Annotated in this window: 11 protein-coding genes; 8 read left to right on the forward strand and 3 right to left on the reverse strand. The window is 73.0% G+C overall.

Going from position 1 to position 16671, the window contains the following annotated elements; genetic code table 11:
- The first annotated feature begins 106 nt into the window (after nt 1-106).
- Nucleotides 107-1042 carry a rhomboid family intramembrane serine protease gene (locus ACIQ6R_RS09290; protein ID WP_404219942.1) on the forward strand — a complete coding sequence of 312 codons (936 nt, stop codon included), beginning with the start codon at nt 107-109 and terminating at the stop codon, nt 1040-1042.
- Complete coding sequence (locus tag ACIQ6R_RS09295; RefSeq protein ID WP_404219944.1) at nt 1039-1941, forward strand: chitosanase; 903 nt, start codon at nt 1039-1041, stop codon at nt 1939-1941. Before ACIQ6R_RS09290 ends, ACIQ6R_RS09295 begins: the two co-directional genes overlap by 4 nt.
- A gap of 110 nt (nt 1942-2051) precedes the next feature.
- Here the strand turns inward: ACIQ6R_RS09295 and ACIQ6R_RS09300 are convergent, their stop codons facing one another.
- The 3 genes from ACIQ6R_RS09300 to ACIQ6R_RS09310 form a co-directional block, all read right to left on the reverse strand.
- On the reverse strand, nt 2052-3515 hold the full coding sequence (locus ACIQ6R_RS09300) for a glutamate synthase subunit beta (protein WP_404174145.1): 1464 nt from the start codon (nt 3513-3515) through the stop codon (nt 2052-2054).
- A complete protein-coding gene (gene gltB / locus ACIQ6R_RS09305; RefSeq protein ID WP_404219946.1) occupies nt 3508-8052 on the reverse strand; it encodes a glutamate synthase large subunit in 4545 nt (1514 codons plus the stop codon). Before gltB ends, ACIQ6R_RS09300 begins: the two co-directional genes overlap by 8 nt.
- A 427-nt stretch (nt 8053-8479) precedes the next feature.
- Nucleotides 8480-9211: a VIT1/CCC1 transporter family protein gene (locus tag ACIQ6R_RS09310; RefSeq protein ID WP_404174151.1), complete on the reverse strand. Its 732-nt coding sequence runs from the start codon at nt 9209-9211 to the stop codon at nt 8480-8482.
- Nucleotides 9212-9446: 235 nt separating this feature from the next.
- Here ACIQ6R_RS09310 and ACIQ6R_RS09315 point away from each other — a divergent pair, with 235 nt between their 5' ends.
- From ACIQ6R_RS09315 to ACIQ6R_RS09340, 6 genes are read left to right on the forward strand one after another with little or no spacing between them, the layout of a single operon-like run.
- Nucleotides 9447-10637, forward strand: coding sequence for an ADP-ribosylglycohydrolase family protein (locus ACIQ6R_RS09315; RefSeq protein WP_404174154.1), 1191 nt, complete (start codon nt 9447-9449; stop codon nt 10635-10637).
- On the forward strand, nt 10634-11953 hold the full coding sequence (locus tag ACIQ6R_RS09320) for an ADP-ribosylglycohydrolase family protein (protein WP_404219948.1): 1320 nt from the start codon (nt 10634-10636) through the stop codon (nt 11951-11953). The genes ACIQ6R_RS09315 and ACIQ6R_RS09320 overlap by 4 nt, the downstream gene beginning before the upstream one ends.
- Nucleotides 11950-13173: an ADP-ribosylglycohydrolase family protein gene (locus ACIQ6R_RS09325; RefSeq protein WP_404219950.1), complete on the forward strand. Its 1224-nt coding sequence runs from the start codon at nt 11950-11952 to the stop codon at nt 13171-13173. The genes ACIQ6R_RS09320 and ACIQ6R_RS09325 overlap by 4 nt, the downstream gene beginning before the upstream one ends.
- Entirely contained in the window at nt 13161-14519 is a 1359-nt protein-coding gene (locus ACIQ6R_RS09330) for an ADP-ribosylglycohydrolase family protein (RefSeq protein WP_404219952.1), read from the forward strand. The genes ACIQ6R_RS09325 and ACIQ6R_RS09330 overlap by 13 nt, the downstream gene beginning before the upstream one ends.
- Nucleotides 14516-15739: a CaiB/BaiF CoA transferase family protein gene (locus tag ACIQ6R_RS09335; RefSeq protein ID WP_404219954.1), complete on the forward strand. Its 1224-nt coding sequence runs from the start codon at nt 14516-14518 to the stop codon at nt 15737-15739. The genes ACIQ6R_RS09330 and ACIQ6R_RS09335 overlap by 4 nt, the downstream gene beginning before the upstream one ends.
- Nucleotides 15736-16560: an HpcH/HpaI aldolase/citrate lyase family protein gene (locus ACIQ6R_RS09340; RefSeq protein WP_404219956.1), complete on the forward strand. Its 825-nt coding sequence runs from the start codon at nt 15736-15738 to the stop codon at nt 16558-16560. The genes ACIQ6R_RS09335 and ACIQ6R_RS09340 overlap by 4 nt, the downstream gene beginning before the upstream one ends.
- The last annotated feature ends 111 nt before the right edge of the window (nt 16561-16671 follow it).

A 16671-nucleotide genomic window follows, 5' to 3' on the forward strand; every position in this document is an offset into this window, starting at 1 on the left:
GCTACGGCACGGCGCACCCCGCCTCTCAGCCCGTCCACAGGCATTCGCTATTTTGTTCGCCGCCGCCCCCACCGGCTCACCGTCCGTCCGTCCCGAGGAGCCGGCCGTGGATCCCGAGTCCACCGTCACCACCTGCTACCGCCATCCCGCGGTGGAGTGCCACGTCCGCTGCACCCGCTGCGAACGCCACATCTGCCCCGACTGCATGCGCGAGGCGTCCGTGGGCCACCACTGCCCCGAGTGCGTGAAGGAGGGGGCGCGGTCGGTCCGGCAGGCCCGGACGATCGCCGGCGGCCGGGTGTCGGCGACGCCCGTGGTGACGTACGTCCTGTTCGGACTCAACATCCTCGCGTATCTGGCGGAGGTGGTGCGGCCGGAGATCGTCGACCGGTTCGCCATGGTCGGCGCGCGGCTGGTCGGCCCGGACGGCGGCCACTACGCCGGCGAGGGCCCCCGCATCGTCCTCGGGCCGCTGCGGATGGAGGGTGTCGCCGGAGGCGAGTGGGAGCGGATGCTCACCGGTGCCTTCCTCCACGTCTCGCCCTTCGAGGGGACGTTCGGGATCCTGCACATCGCGATGAACATGATCGCGCTGTGGCAGCTGGGGCGGGTGGTGGAACTGATGCTCGGCCGGGTCCGCTTCACCGTCCTGTACCTGCTGTCGGCGCTCGGCGGTTCCGTCCTGCAACTGGTGCTCGGCGACCCCTGGCGGTCCTCGGTCGGCGCGTCGGGCGCGGTCTTCGGCGTGGCGGCCGCGTACTACGTCCTGCACCGCCGGCTGGGCGCGGACATGGCCTCGGTCAACCGCTTCATGGCGTGGCTGCTGGTGTGGCTGGTGGTGTCCGCCGGGCTGACCTCCTGGCAGGGCCACCTCGGCGGGCTGCTGGCGGGCGGCGCGCTGGCCCTCGCCTACGCGTACGCTCCCCGGGACGGACGCCGGGCGGCGGTGCAGGCGGGTGCCTGTGCGGCGCTGGTGGTGCTGCTGACGGTGACGGCGGCGATCAAGGTGTCGGAACTGACAGGCGGAGGTATTCCCCTATGAAACGTGCCGGTGTGCTGCTCCTCGCGGCCGTTCCCGTGATCGCCACGGGGGTGTACTTCGTCATGCCGACGGACTCGGCCGACGCCCCGGTGACGCCGCCCACGGCCACCACCCAGTCGTCCCGCGAGGACGCCAAGAGCCGGGCGGAGGAGGAGCGGGCGGCGGACGACGCGCTGATCGCCGACCTGCCGCCGGGCCTCGCCGCCCCCGCGAAGAAGGAGCTGGCCCAGCAGTTGGTGTCCAGCGCGGAGAACTCGACCACGAAGTGGCGCACCTCCTACGGCACCATCGAGGACCTCGGCGACGGGTGCGGCTACACGGCCGGCATCATCGGCTTCTGCACCGGCACGCACGACCTGCTCACCCTGGTCGAGCGCTACACCGAGGCCCACCCGGGCAACGGCCTGGCCGAGTACCTGCCCGCCCTGCGCGAGGTCGACGGCAGCGACTCCCACGAGGGCCTGGACCCGGGCTTCACGGCCGCCTGGCAGGCGGAGGCGGAGCTCCCGGCGTTCCGCGAGGCGCAGGAGGAGGAGCGCGACCGCGTCTACTTCGAACCGGCGGTGCGCCTCGCCAAGCTGGACGGCCTCGGCACGCTGGGGCAGTTCGTCTACTTCGACGCGATGGTCTTCCACGGCCCCGACACGGACCCCGAGGGCTTCTACGGGCTGCGCGAGCAGGCCATGCGCAAGGCGAAGACGCCGGGGCAGGGCGGCCCCGAGAAGGCCTACCTGAAGACCTTCCTGGACGTCCGCCGGGAGGCCATGAGGACGAAGCGCCCGGGCATCGACACCTCCCGTGTCGACACCGCGCAGCGCCGCTTCCTGGAGGCCGGGAACCTGAAGCTGGACACGCCGCTGGTGTGGGAGATGTACGGGGACACCTACAGGCTGCCGTAGCGACTGCCGTAGGTGCGACGGCGCCTGCCCTTTGTCCGGTCGGGGACGGGGCAGGCGCCATCAGTGTTCCGCACGCCTTTGTGCGGGACGTTCTTCGGTTGTTCCGTCCGTCAGACCGCGAGGGCGCGGTCCGTCGGGCGGATCGGGGCCGGCAGTTCGCTGGCTCCGGTCAGGAAGCTGTCGGCGCCGCGGGCGGCCGAGCGGCCCTCCGCGATCGCCCAGACGATGAGCGACTGGCCGCGGCCGGCGTCACCGGCGACGAACACACCCGGCACGTTGGTCTGGAAGTCGGCGTCCCGGGCGATGTTACCGCGTTCGTCGAGCTCCAGGCCGAACTGGTCGACCAGGCCGTTCTCCCGGTCGGTGCCGGTGAAGCCCATGGCCAGGGTGACCAGCTGGGCCGGGATCTTGCGCTCGGTGCCCGGCTTCGGGGTGAGCTTGCCGTCGATGAACTCGACCTCGCTCATGTGCAGCCACTGGACGTTGCCGTCCTCGTCGCCCTCGAAGTGGGTGGTGGAGACGGCGTAGACCCGCTCGCCGCCCTCCTCGTGGGCGCTGGTGACCTTGTAGAGCATCGGGAAGGTCGGCCATGGCTGGCGCACGGCGTCCCGCTCCTCGCCCGGCCGGGGCATGATCTCCAGCTGGGTGACGGAGGCCGCGCCCTGCCGGTGGGCGGTGCCCACGCAGTCGGCGCCGGTGTCGCCGCCGCCGATGACGACGACGTGCTTGCCCTCGGCCGTGATCGGCGGGGCGACGTAGTCACCCTCCTGCACCTTGTTCGCCAGGGGCAGGTACTCCATGGCCTGGTAGATGCCCTGAAGCTCGCGGCCGGGGACCGGCAGGTCGCGGGCGGTGGTGGCGCCGGCGGCGATGACGACGGCGTCGTAGCGCTTCTTCAGGTCGGTGGCTTTGAGGTCGCGGCCGATCTCGACGCCGGTGCGGAAGCGGGTGCCCTCCGCGCGCATCTGCTCGATACGGCGGTTGATGTGCCGCTTCTCCATCTTGAACTCGGGGATGCCGTAGCGGAGGAGGCCTCCGATGCGGTCCGCGCGCTCGTAGACGGCGACGGTGTGGCCGGCCCGGGTGAGCTGCTGGGCGGCGGCCAGGCCCGCCGGGCCCGAGCCGATGACGGCGACGGTCTTGCCGGACAGGCGCTCGGGGATCTGCGGGGCGACGTCCCCGGTCTCCCACGCCTTGTCGATGATCGAGACCTCGACGTTCTTGATGGTGACCGGCGGCTGGTTGATGCCGAGCACGCACGCGGACTCGCACGGCGCCGGGCACAGGCGGCCGGTGAACTCCGGGAAGTTGTTGGTGGCGTGCAGGCGCTCCTGCGCGGCCGACCAGTCCTCGCGGTAGGCGTAGTCGTTCCACTCGGGGATCAGGTTCCCGAGCGGGCAGCCGTTGTGGCAGAACGGGATGCCGCAGTCCATGCACCGGCTGGCCTGCTTGCTGATGATCGGCAGCAGGGAGCCGGGTACGTAGACCTCGTTCCAGTCCTTGACGCGCTCCTCGACGGGGCGGGTCTTGGCGACCTCGCGTCCGTGGTTCAGGAAGCCCTTGGGATCAGCCATTGGTCGCCGCCTCCATCATCTTCTCGGTGGTCTCGGTCTCGGAGAGACCGGCTCGCTCGGCGGCGTCCTTGGCGGCGAGCACTGCCTTGTACGTGCTGGGGATGATCTTGCTGAAGCGCTCCACGGCGGCGGGCCACTCGGCGAGCAGCTTCTCGGCGACGGTCGAGCCCGTCTCCTCCTGGTGCCGGCGCACCACGTCGTGCAGCCACTGCTTGTCGGCGTCGTCGAGGGCCTCGATCGCGCCCGTGTTGCCGGCGTTGACGTTGTCGCGGTCGAGGTCGACGACGTACGCGACGCCGCCGGACATGCCGGCCGCGAAGTTGCGTCCGGTCTCGCCGAGGACGACCGCGTGGCCGCCGGTCATGTACTCGCAGCCGTGGTCTCCGACGCCCTCGGAGACGACCAGCGCGCCGGAGTTGCGGACGCAGAAGCGCTCGCCGACCTTGCCGCGCAGGAACATCTCGCCGCCGGTGGCGCCGTAGCCGATGGTGTTGCCGGCGATGGTGGAGTACTCGGCGAGGTGGTCGGCGCCCCGGTCCGGGCGGACGACGATCCGGCCGCCGGAGAGGCCCTTGCCGACGTAGTCGTTGGCGTCGCCCTCCAGGCGCAGCGTGATGCCGCGCGGGACGAAGGCGCCGAAGGACTGGCCGGCGGAGCCGGTGAACGTGATGTCGACGGTGTCGTCGGGCAGGCCCGCGCCGCCGAACTTCTTCGTCACCTCGTGGCCGAGCATGGTGCCGACCGTGCGGTTGATGTTGCGGATCGCGACCTGGGCGCGTACCGGCGCGGCGCCGGTGGCGTCCGAGGCGGCCAGCGCGTCCGACGCGAGCTTGATCAGCTGGTTGTCGAGCGCCTTCTCCAGGCCGTGGTCCTGGACGACGGCCTGGTGGCGTACCGCGCCCTCGGGCAGCGCGGGCACGTGGAACAGCGGCGCCAGGTCGAGACCCTGCGCCTTCCAGTGGTTCACGGCGCGGGTGACGTCGAGGGTCTCGGCGTGGCCGACGGCCTCCTCGATGGAGCGGAAGCCCAGCTCGGCGAGGATCTCGCGGACCTCCTCGGCGATGAACCGGAAGAAGTTCACGATGTACTCGGCCTTGCCGGAGAACCGGTCGCGCAGCGTCGGGTTCTGGGTGGCGATGCCGACCGGGCAGGTGTCCAGGTGGCAGACGCGCATCATGACGCAGCCGGAGACGACGAGCGGCGCGGTCGCGAAACCGAACTCCTCGGCGCCGAGCAGCGCGGCGATGACGACGTCCCGGCCGGTCTTGAGCTGGCCGTCGGTCTGGACGACGATCCGGTCGCGCAGGCCGTTGAGCAGCAGGGTCTGCTGGGTCTCGGCGAGGCCCAGCTCCCAGGGTCCGCCGGCGTGCTTGAGCGACGTGAGCGGCGAGGCGCCGGTGCCGCCGTCGTGGCCGGAGATGAGGACGACGTCCGCGTGCGCCTTCGACACACCCGCCGCGACCGTGCCGACGCCGACCTCGGAGACCAGCTTGACGTGAATCCGCGCCTGCGGGTTCGCGTTCTTCAGGTCGTGGATCAGCTGGGCCAGGTCCTCGATGGAGTAGATGTCGTGGTGCGGCGGCGGGGAGATCAGGCCGACGCCGGGGGTGGAGTGCCGGGTCTTGGCGACCCAGGGGTACACCTTGTGGCCGGGCAGCTGACCGCCCTCGCCGGGCTTGGCGCCCTGGGCCATCTTGATCTGGATGTCGTCGGCGTTGACCAGGTACTCGGAGGTGACGCCGAAGCGGCCGGAGGCGACCTGCTTGATCGAGGAGCGCCGCGCGGGGTCGTACAGGCGCTCCGGGTCCTCGCCGCCCTCACCGGTGTTGGACTTGCCGCCCAGCTGGTTCATGGCGATGGCGAGGGTCTCGTGCGCCTCCTGGGAGATGGAGCCGTACGACATGGCGCCGGTGGAGAAGCGCTTGACGATCTCGGAGACGGGCTCGACCTCGTCGACGGAGATCGGCTGACGGTCGCTCTTGAAGCCGAAGAGGCCGCGCAGCGTCATCAGCCGCTCGGACTGCTCGTTCACCCGCTCGGTGTACTTCTTGAAGGTGTCGTACTGGCCGGAGCGCGTGGAGTGCTGGAGGCGGAAGACCGTCTCCGGGTCGAACAGGTGCGGCTCGCCCTCGCGACGCCACTGGTACTCGCCGCCGATGTCCAGGGCGCGGTGCGCGGGCGCGATGCCGCTGGCCGGGTACGCCTTGGCGTGGCGGGCGGCGACCTCCTTGGCCACGACGTCGATGCCGACGCCGCCGATCTTGGTGGCCGTGCCGTTGAAGTACTTGGCGACGAAGGCCTCGTCGAGGCCGACGGCCTCGAAGACCTGGGCGCCGCGGTAGGAGGCGACGGTGGAGATGCCCATCTTGGACATGACCTTGAGGACGCCCTTGCCGAGGGCGTAGATCAGGTTGCGGATGGCCTGCTCGGGCTCGCCGTCGACGGCCTCCAGGAAGGTGCCGGCGCGGACCAGGTCCTCGACGGACTCCATGGCCAGGTACGGGTTGACCGCCGCCGCGCCGTAGCCGATGAGCAGGGCGACGTGGTGGACCTCGCGGACGTCGCCGGCCTCGACCAGCAGGCCCACCTGGGTGCGCTGCTTGGTGCGGATGAGGTGGTGGTGGACGGCCGCGGTGAGCAGCAGTGACGGGATCGGGGCGTGCTCGGCGTCCGAGTGGCGGTCGGACAGGACGATCAGCCGGGCGCCGTTCTCGATCGCGGCGTCGGCCTCGGCGCAGATCTCCTCTATGCGCGCGGCGAGCGCGTCGCCGCCGCCGTGCACCCGGTAGAGGCCGGAGAGGGTCGCGGCCTTGAAGCCGGGCATGTCGCCGTCGGCGTTGATGTGGATGAGCTTGGCCAGCTCGTCGTTGTCGATGACCGGGAAGGGCAGCAGGACGCTGCGGCAGGAGGCGGCCGTCGGGTCCAGCAGGTTGCCCTGCGGTCCCAGGGAGCTGCGCAGCGAGGTGACCAGTTCCTCGCGGATCGCGTCCAGCGGCGGGTTGGTGACCTGTGCGAAGAGCTGGGTGAAGTAGTCGAAGAGCAGCCGGGGGCGCTCGGACAGCGCGGCGATCGGCGAGTCGGTGCCCATGGAGCCGATCGGCTCGGCGCCTGCCTTGGCCATCGGTGCGACGATGACGCGCAGTTCCTCCTCGGTGTACCCGAAGGTCTGCTGGCGGCGGGTGACCGAGGCGTGGGTGTGCACGATGTGCTCGCGCTCGGGCAGGTCGGACAGCTCGATCTCGCCGGCCTCGATCCACTCGGCGTACGGCTTCTCCGCCGCGAGCTGGGCCTTGACCTCGTCGTCCTCGATGATGCGGTGCTCGGCGGTGTCCACGAGGAACATGCGGCCGGGCTGGAGGCGGCCCTTGCGGACGACCTTCGCGGGGTCGATGTCGAGGACGCCGACCTCGGAGCCGAGGACGACGAGGCCGTCGTCGGTGACCCAGTAGCGGCCGGGGCGCAGGCCGTTGCGGTCGAGCACGGCGCCGACCTGGGTGCCGTCGGTGAAGGTGACGCAGGCGGGGCCGTCCCAGGGCTCCATCATCGTGGAGTGGAACTGGTAGAAGGCGCGCCGGGCGGGGTCCATGGAGTCGTGGTTCTCCCACGCCTCCGGGATCATCATCAGCACGGAGTGCGGCAGCGAACGCCCGCCGAGGTGCAGCAGCTCCAGGACCTCGTCGAAGGAGGCGGAGTCGGAGGCGTCCGGCGTACAGATCGGGAAGAGCCGCTCCAGGTCCGGGGACGAGCCGAACAGGTCGGACACGAGCTGGGACTCTCGGGCGACCATCCAGTTGCGGTTGCCCTTGACCGTGTTGATCTCGCCGTTGTGCGCGACGAAGCGGTACGGGTGGGCGAGCGGCCAGGCCGGGAAGGTGTTCGTCGAGAACCGGGAGTGCACGAGCGCGATCGCGGAGGCGAAGCGGCGGTCGGACAGGTCCGGGAAGAAGGGCTCCAGCTGGCCGGTGGTCAGCATGCCCTTGTAGACGATGGTCCGCGCGGACAGCGACGGGAAGTAGACGCCGATCTCGCGCTCGGCGCGCTTGCGCAGCACGAAGGCGCGGCGGTCGAGGGCGATGCCCCGCGACTCGCCGTCGGCCACGAAGATCTGGCGGAACACCGGCATGGTCGAACGGGCGGTGGCGCCCAGCATCTGCGGGGCGACCGGGACTTCGCGCCAGCCGAGGACGGTGAGCCCCTCCTCGGTCGCGATCGTCTCGATGCGCGAGACGGCGTCCTCGGTGTCGTCCACCGGCAGGAAGGCGATACCGACGGCGTACGCCCCGGCCTCGGGCAGTTCGAATCCGGCCACCTCACGGAGGAAGGCGTCCGGCACCTGGGAGAGGATGCCCGCGCCGTCGCCCGAGTCGGGCTCGGAGCCGGTGGCACCGCGGTGCTCCAGGTTGCGCAGCACGGTGAGTGCCTGGTCGACCAGGGTGTGGGACGCCTCGCCGGTCAGAGTGGCGACGAAACCGACGCCGCAGGCGTCGTGCTCGTTGCGGGGGTCGTACATACCCTGCGCAGCAGGGCGAGCATCCATGAAGGACCGGTTCTGGCCATTCGCGGAATGCTGGGACGGCTGGCGCGGCGTACGCATCGGCTCTCCCGTCGTCGTCATCTGGCATGTGCAAGTGCCGAGGGACGACGTTGGCCCTCTGCGTGAGTGCAAAATTTCGTGCAGGTTACATGATGGAGCGGTTCTCGGGAACCGGGATAATCCGTTCCAACATGCGGACACCCAGGGGTTCGCGGCGGGGTGCCGGACCCGGCGGTGGAAGCTATGGAGACCGCGGCGGACAGATCGATGTCCGTCGGTCCGAGGCACGGAGGGAGCTTCGTCGCTCACTCCGCCGATGCGCGGCGGGCCTCATTGCCCACAGCGCTTACGGCTCATGCCCGGGGATCACACACTCGAAACCAGCGAGTAACGGCTACTTATGCGGCCCGTCGCATAAGTTCGAGCCGGGCTATCCTACGGCCGTTCCGAACAGGCTGCCCAGGAGGTACGTCACACCGGCCGCGGCACCACCGAGGGCGAGCTGCCGCAGTCCGCTGTACCACCAGCTGCGCGCCGTCACCTTGGCCACCACCGCGCCGCACAGGAACAGCCCGGCCAGCGAGAGCACCACCGCGGGCCACAGCGCACCGGCGCCGAGCAGGAACGGCAGGACGGGGAGCAGGGCGCCCAGCGCGAACGAGCCGAACGACGACACGGCCGCGACCGACGGCGAGGGCAGGTCGCCGGGGTCGATGCCCAGCTCCTCACGGGCGTGTATCTCCAGCGCCTGCTCCGGATCACGGGACAGCTGCCGGGCCACCTCACGCGCGAGGTCCGGCTCCACACCCCGCGCCTCGTAGAGCGCCGCCAGCTCGGCCTCCTCGTCCGCCGGGTGCTTCCTCAGCTCCCGGCGCTCCACGTCCAGCTCGGCCTCGACCAGCTCACGCTGCGAGGCCACGGAGGTGTACTCGCCGGCGGCCATGGAGAAGGCGCCGGCGGCCAGCCCGGCCAGCCCGCTCAGCACGACGGTCTGCTGACCGACCGCGCCGCCCGCGACACCGGTCATCAGGGCGAGGTTGGAGACCAGGCCGTCCATCGCGCCGAAGACGGCCGGGCGCAGCCAGCCGCCGTTCACGTCGCGGTGCGTGTGGTTGTCGCGGTGCGCCTCGTGCAGCGACGCCTCGGTCTCGATGATGGCCATGAGGGTTCCCCCGGGGAAGCTAGATTGGACCTGGTCTACTTCTCGACAACAACAAATCTACGCCGATCATTTCCGCCTCGCCAGCAAGGAAAGGCTGGGCTTACCTGCGGCTTTACCTTTTCCTGCTCATCCGTGATCTTGGCCGCACAGATGTCGACCGGGTGACGCTGAGCCCTGTGAGGCTGCGCGGCACACCGCACCGGGGACAGATGCGCAAAGGGAGAGGAGAGGCCGCATGGCATCCACCGCCTGCATTCCCCCGGCCGCCGCGCCCGGTGACGCCGTCGGACTCCGCGAACGGGCCCGGGGCGCGCTGCTGGGACTGGCCGTCGGGGACGCCCTCGGGGCGCCGGCCGAGAACATGAAGCCCTCCGAGATCCGCGCCCGCTGGGGCCGCATCACGGGATACGTGGCCAGGAAGCCGGCCGGCACCGACGACACCGAGTACGCGATCTTCTCGGGCCTGCTGCTGGCCCGGTACGGCTCCGCGCTCACCCCCGCCCATGTCGAGGACGCGTGGCACGAGTGGATCGCGGACCGGGAGGAGGGTCCCTTCCGGGGCGCGGGCTTCAGCGAACGCGGCACCCTGGAGAACCTGCGCCGGGGCCTCGCCGCCCCCATCTCCGCACAGCACCGCCACGCCTGGAGCGACGGACTGGCGATGCGGGCGGCGCCCTATGGCGTCTTCGCGGCGGGCCGTCCCGCCGAGGCGGCCCGGCTGGTGGCGATCGACGGCTCGGTCAGCCACGACGGCGAGGGCATCTACGGCGGCCAGGCGGTGGCGGCGGGGGTCGCGGCGGCGATGGCGGGGGCACCGACCGTCGCGGTCGTCGCCTCCGCCCTGGCCGTGGTCCCGGACGACTCCTGGACGGCCCGCTGCCTGCGCCGCGCGATGACGGCGGCCCACCGCGGCGAACGCGCCGTCCGCTCCGCGGTGGTCATCGGCGGCTACCCCTGGACCGACCTGGCCCCCGAGGCGGTCGCCCTCGCCTTCGGCGCGTACGCGGCGGCCGACGGCGACTTCACGGACGCGGTGCTGACGGCCGTCAACATGGGCCGCGACGCCGACACCACGGCAGCGGTGGCCGGCGCCCTGGCCGGCGCGGCCCAAGGGGCCGCCGCCATCCCGGCCGAGTGGGCGTCGGCCATCGGCCCGGCCCACGGCAGCTGCCTGCCGGCGATGGCCGGCCACCACGTGCTGGAGGTCGCGGACCTGCTGGCACGGGGGGCGGAGGAGGCGCGGCGCGGTGTGGAGGCGGGAAGGCGGGGGACGGAGCCGGCGACGCGGAGCGGGGAGACGGGGGCGCCGAACGCGGGACCGGCGACGCGGAGCACGGACACGAAGACGAAGACGAAAACGAAGACGCCGAGCACGGAACCAGCAACGCGGACGGACCGCGACGAGGTCACGGGGGTGACGCCGTGAGCAGGGGACGTCCCGGCGCTGAGGAACCCGCCACCACGGCGTACGTCGCACCGCCCGGCGCGCCGGAGGAGCCCGCGCCCTCCGGGAGCGGGCACCGGCCGGGCCCCGAGCACGCCGCACCGCCCCGTACCGCGCCGTGGGCCGAAGCCACCGCGCCCGGGGCCGCCGCCCCGCCCCGCCCGGCGCCGCGACCCGACCGCATCGAGGGTCTCCTCCTCGGGCTCGCCGCTGGAGACGCCGCCGGCTGGCCCGCCGCCCGGCACCGGGCCGCCCGGATGCCCGAGTGGACGCGCCGCCTCACCCGCGAGCTGGACACCTTCGCCGAGCAGAACGCGACCACCACCCTCCCCGTCCCCATCGCCCTGAACCAGCCCCCGGAGCCGCTGCGCCTCGGCCCGTCCGACGACGCCGAGTGGGCGGCGTTCGCGGCGGAGGCGGTGCTGCGGGCCGGGGACGACAGCGCGCTCGGGGACCTGAGCCGGGAACGCCGGATGCGGGCGGCGATCGACCTGACCTGGAACGCGGTCGCCAGTGAGGTGGCCGCGGCGACGGAACGCGCCCCGGAGGCCGAGTCGGCGATCCTGCCACTGCGGGCCCGCATCTCGGTACGGGCCGGGCTCGGCAACCTCGCCACCGGCCTGCGCCCGCCCGCCACCGGCCACGACAACCCGCACTACTTCGACGACGCCGCCTGCGTCCGGGCGTGTGTCCTCGCCGTCGCCCACCCGGGCGCCCCGCGGCCCGCCGCCGACCTCGCCGAGTTCGACGCCCGCTACACCCAGGACGGCGACGGCGTGCACGGCGCGCGGGCCATGGCGGCGGCGTTGGCGTGTGCCCTCGGCGGCGCGGACGTGCGCACCTGCGTGGACGCCGCGCTCGCCGAGCTTCCCGAGGAGACGGAGATCGGCCGCAACGCCCGCCAGGCACTGGCCCTGGCGGCGGACGCCGAGAGCACCTTCGCCCTGGTCCCACTGCTGGAGCACCAGATCGTCGACCACGTCTACAGCTACGGCATCGCCGCCGCCGAGACCGTCCCGGTCGCCCTCGCCCTGGCCACCGCCGCCCGGGGCCGCATCGCCGAGGCCGTACCGGCGGCGGCCTGTCTGTCGAGGGTCGCGGACTCCGCTCCCGCGCTGGCCGGCGCCCTCACCGGTGCGCTGGGCGGCGGCGGGTCGATCCCCGGGTCCTGGCGGGAGACCTGCCGCACCCTCCCCGGCTGCGTACTGCCCCGTCTCACCGGCACCGACCTGGTCGAACTCGCCGGACTCCTGCACGCCACGCGACCGTCCCGACGAGAAGGGCGACACACGACATGAGGACACCCGGCACAGCGGAGAACGAGGACGACACGGGGACACGGGCGGAGCACGGCACGGCCGAGAACGGCACAGCGCCCCTGGAGGACCGCATCACCGGCGCCCTCGTCGGCGCGGCCGTCGGCGACGCGCTCGGCGGCCCGGTCGAGGGCTACTCCCCCGAGCAGATCCTCGAACGCCACGGCGGCCGCGTCCACGGCGTCGTCGGCCCCTGGAACGGCGACGCCTGGCGCACCGCCCGCCCCATCGCCCCGTACCACAAGGGCGACGGCCACGTCACCGACGACACCTTGATGACCCACGCGCTGGTCCGGGTGTACGGCACGGTCCGCGACCACCTCGACGCCTACTCGGTCGCCGAGCACCTGGTCCCGGACCTGATGACGGCCCCGCGCTGGATCCCGGAACTGGAGGCCGAGGCGCTCCCGCTCCAGCGGATCTTCCTGGCGGAGAAATGGCTGGTCGCGAGGATCCACTACGGACACGTGGACCCCCGCGAGGCGGGCACCGGCAACATCGTCAACTGCGGTGCCGCGATGTACATGGCCCCGGTCGGCCTGGTCAACGCGGCCCACCCGGCGGGCGCCTACGCCGAGGCGCTGGACGTCGCGGGCGCGCACCAGGCGTCGTACGGCCGTGAGGCGGCCGGTGTCCTCGCGGCGGCGGTGGCCGCGGCGTGCGCGCCGGGGGCGACGCCGGACTCGGTGGTGTCGGCCTGTCTGTCCCTGGCGAAGGACGGCACCCGGGCGGCGATCGAGGCGGTCTGCGAGGTGGCCTCGCGGTACTCGGACTTCGAGTCGGCGCTCGCGCCGCTGCGGGAGGCGGTGGCCCCGTACGACACGGTGGGCCCCGACTACCGGGCGCCCTCGCTGGCCGCCCGCCGCCCGTCCCGCGTGCACGCGATCGAGGAACTGCCCGTCGCCCTCGGCATGTTGCTCGTCTCCGGCGGCGACTACCGGCACGCGGTCCTCGGCGCGGTGAACTACGGCCGCGACTGCGACTCCATCGCCACGATGGCGGGTGCGCTCGCCGGGGCGCTGGGTTCACCGGTCCCGGAGGACTGGGCGAAGACGGTCGCGGAGGCGAGCCGCCTGGACCTCTGGGAGCCGGCCGCGACGCTCACCGCGGTGGCCCGGGAGGTCTTCGCGCGCGACGTGGCGCGACGCCGCCTCCACGAGCGGGCGTTCACCGCGATCGGGGGCGCGAGATGCTCCGACTGACCTGGGTCCAGCCCGAGGACCTGATCGGCCACGAGCTGCGCCAGGCGGCGCAGGACGGCCGCGACCCGTCGTCGATCGCGGCTCGGTGGAGAGCGGCGGGCGGCCGCGAGGCCCCCGCCCGGGCAGGCTCGTCCGCCCGGCCGGCCTCCCCTCGCCTCCGTCTTCTGGCGGAAGACCTGCTGGACGAACTGTCCGGCCTGCCGAGCCCGTCGGCGGACGAGGAACCGACGGAACTGGACCGGATCAGGGCCCTGTGTCCCGACTGGCCCGCCCGCCGGTCCGGGGCCGTGTCCCGTGCCCGCCTGGAAGCGGCCTGGCTGGGCCGGGCCGCCGGCTGCCTCCTCGGCAAGCCCGTCGAGAAGCTCCCCCTGACCGGCATCCGCCTCCTGGCCGAGGCCGCCGGCAACTGGCCCCCGACCACCTACTTCACCGCCCGGGGCGTCCCCGAGAACCTCACCGCGACCTACCCCTGGAACCGCCGCTCCGCGCCGACCTCCCTCGCCGAGCACATCGACGGCATGCCCGAGGACGACGACCTCGACTACCCCCTGATCAACCTGCTGCTCCTCCAACGCCACGGCAGGACCTTCACCACCGCCGACGTCGCCCGCGTCTGGCTCGACGAGCTGCCCGCCGGCCGCACCTTCACCGCCGAGCGCATCGCCTACCGCAACCTCCTCACCGGCCTCGAACCCCCGCACACCGCCCGCCACCGCAACCCCTTCCGCGAGTGGATCGGCGCCCTGATCCGCGCCGACGTGCACGGCTGGACCAACCCCGGCGACCCGGCCGCCGCCGCCGCACAGGCACACCGCGACGCGACCCTCACCCACACCGCCAACGGCGTCTACGCGGCGATGTTCGCGGCGGCCGTCATCGCCACCGCCGCCACCGGCAGGCACGACGTCCACGCCTGCCTGCGCACCGGCCTCGCGGTCGTACCGCCCGGCTCCCGTCTCGCCGAAGCCGTCCGCCACGGCGTCCACCTCGCCGAGACCCACGCCGACTTCGACACGGTCGTGGACGCGCTCCACGCCCGCCACTCCCCCACCCACCACTGGGTCCACGCCGTCCCCAACACCGCACTGATCGCGGCCGCCCTCACCCACGCGGACGGCGACTTCACCGGCTCGCTCTCCCGCGCGGTGTCGGGAGGCTGGGACACCGACTCCAACGGCGCCACCGTCGGCAGCGTCGCCGGACTCCTCGCCGGTTCTCCCGCCGCCCTGCCCGAGTACTGGACGGCCCCGCTCAAGAACCGCCTGGCCACCTCGGTCGGCGACTTCGACGGCACCGGCTTCGACACCCTCGCCCACCTCACGCACAGGGAGGCCACCCGCCCATGACCGCGCCCCCGCCCGTCGTGTCCCCCGCCCCGGTCCACGCCCCGCTGACCGGCCTGCGCGTCCTCGACCTCGCGACCCTCTTCGCGGGCCCGCTGGCCGCCACGATGCTCGGTGACTTCGGCGCCGACGTGGTCAAGGTCGAACACCCCGACCGGCCCGACCCCTCCCGGGGCCACGGCCCGTCCAAGGACGGCATCGGCCTGTGGTGGAAGGTGCTGGGCCGCAACAAGCGCACCATCACCCTCGACCTGTCCAGACCCGCCGGCCGCACCACCCTGCTCCGCCTCGCCGCCACCGCGGACGTCGTCGTCGAGAACTTCCGCCCGGGCACCCTGGAGAAGTGGGACCTGGGCTGGGACGAGCTGTCCGCCGTCAACCCGCGCCTGGTCCTCGCCCGGGTCACCGGCTTCGGCCAGTTCGGCCCGTACGCGCGCCGCCCGGGATTCGGCACGCTCGCCGAGGCCATGAGCGGCTTCGCCGCGATGACCGGCGAGCCGGACGCGCCCCCGACGCTGCCGCCCTTCGGCCTCGCCGACTCCATCGCCGCCCTGGCGACGGCGTACGCCGTGATGACCGCGCTGGCCGCCCGCGAGCGCACCGGCGAGGGCCAGGTCGTCGACATGGCGATCATCGAGCCGATCCTGACCGTGCTCGGCCCGCAGCCGACCTGGTACGACCAGCTCGGCCACGTCCAGCCGCGCACCGGCAACCGCTCCCAGAACAACGCCCCGCGCAACACCTACCGCACCGCCGACGGCACCTGGGTCGCTGTCTCCACCTCCGCCCAGTCGGTCGCCGAGCGCGTGATGCGCCTGGTGGGCCGCCCGGAGCTGATCGACGAGCCCTGGTTCGGGTCGGGCGCCGAGCGGGCCCGGCACTCCGACGTGCTCGACACGGCGGTCGGCGACTGGATCGCCCGGCACAGCCGCGCCGACGTCCTCGCCGCCTTCGAGAAGGCCGAGGCGGCGGTCGCCCCGGTCCAGGACGTACGGGACGTGATGACCGACCCGCAGTACCAGGCCCTGAACACGGTCACCACCGTCGACGATCCCGAGCTGGGCCCGCTGCGCATGCAGAACGTCCTCTTCCGGCTCTCCGCGACCCCGGGCGGGATCCGCTGGGCGGGCCGCCCGCACGGCGCGGACACCGAGGAGGTGCTGACCGAGCTGGGCCTGTCCCCGGCGGATGTGAAGGGGCTGCGTGAGGAGGGCGTCGTATGACCGCACCACCGCTGACCTGGCTGTACGCCCCCGGGGACCGGCCTGCGGTGGTCGCCAAGGCGCTGGCCGCCGGCGCCGACGTCGTGGTGATCGACCTGGAGGACGCGGTCGCCCCGGACCGCAAGGACTACGCCCGGAAGGCCACCGCCGAGCTGCTCACCGAGCCGCAGCCGGTGCCGGTGCACGTCCGTGTGAACGCCCTGGACGGGCCGCTCGCCGCTGCGGATCTGGCGGCGCTGGCCGCGCTGCCGGGACTGTCCGGGCTGCGCCTGCCCAAGGTGACGGCCCCGGAGCAGATCACCGGCGTCGCGGCGGCCACCGGTGGGCCGCCCCTGTACGCGCTCCTGGAGACGGCCCTCGGGGTGGAGCGGGCGTACCCGATCGCCGCCGCCCACCCGTCGCTGCGCGGCATCGCCCTCGGCGAGGCGGACCTCCGCGCCGACCTGGGCGTGCGCGGCGACACGGGCCTGGACTGGTCCCGCTCGCGCGTGGTCGTGGCCGCGCGGGCGGCGGGGCTGGCGCCGCCGTCGCAGACGGTGCATCCGGACACCCGGGACCTGGAGGGTCTGGCCGCTTCCTGCGCCCACGGCCGCGCCCTGGGTTTCCTCGGCCGGGCCGCGATCCACCCCCGACAGCTGCCGATCATCGAGCGGGCGTACCTGCCGACCGAGCGGGAGCTGGAGGAGGCGGAGACGATCGTCAAGGCGGCCACCGCGCAGCCGGGCGCGCTGGCGTTGCCGGACGGGCGGTTCGTCGACGCGGCGGTGGTGGCGACGGCCCGGCGCACCCTGTCGCTGGCCCGGCGGCCCGTCTTGTCCTGACACACGCCGAGGGCGCCCGGGGAGTTCCGGGCGCCCTCGGCGACGTGCGGCGGCGGGCCGTCAGCCCTGCTTGGCCGAGTCGGCCCCGTCCTTCACGTCCTTCACGCTCTT

The organism is Streptomyces sp. NPDC096048 (genome assembly GCF_044763415.1).
Lineage (GTDB): Bacteria > Actinomycetota > Actinomycetes > Streptomycetales > Streptomycetaceae > Streptomyces.

Excerpts from the sequence above, each read along its gene's own strand:
- ACIQ6R_RS09335 (WP_404219954.1), top strand. The coding sequence starts at position 14,516 with ATGACCGCGCCCCCGCCCGTCGTGTCCCCCGCCCCGGTCCACGCCCCG.
- ACIQ6R_RS09310 (WP_404174151.1), bottom strand. The coding sequence starts at position 9,211 with ATGGCCATCATCGAGACCGAGGCGTCGCTGCACGAGGCGCACCGCGAC.
- ACIQ6R_RS09300 (WP_404174145.1), bottom strand. The coding sequence starts at position 3,515 with ATGGCTGATCCCAAGGGCTTCCTGAACCACGGACGCGAGGTCGCCAAG.
- gltB (WP_404219946.1), bottom strand. The coding sequence starts at position 8,052 with ATGGATGCTCGCCCTGCTGCGCAGGGTATGTACGACCCCCGCAACGAG.
- ACIQ6R_RS09340 (WP_404219956.1), top strand. The coding sequence starts at position 15,736 with ATGACCGCACCACCGCTGACCTGGCTGTACGCCCCCGGGGACCGGCCT.
- ACIQ6R_RS09330 (WP_404219952.1), top strand. The coding sequence starts at position 13,161 with ATGCTCCGACTGACCTGGGTCCAGCCCGAGGACCTGATCGGCCACGAG.
- ACIQ6R_RS09325 (WP_404219950.1), top strand. The coding sequence starts at position 11,950 with ATGAGGACACCCGGCACAGCGGAGAACGAGGACGACACGGGGACACGG.
- ACIQ6R_RS09315 (WP_404174154.1), top strand. The coding sequence starts at position 9,447 with ATGGCATCCACCGCCTGCATTCCCCCGGCCGCCGCGCCCGGTGACGCC.
- ACIQ6R_RS09295 (WP_404219944.1), top strand. The coding sequence starts at position 1,039 with ATGAAACGTGCCGGTGTGCTGCTCCTCGCGGCCGTTCCCGTGATCGCC.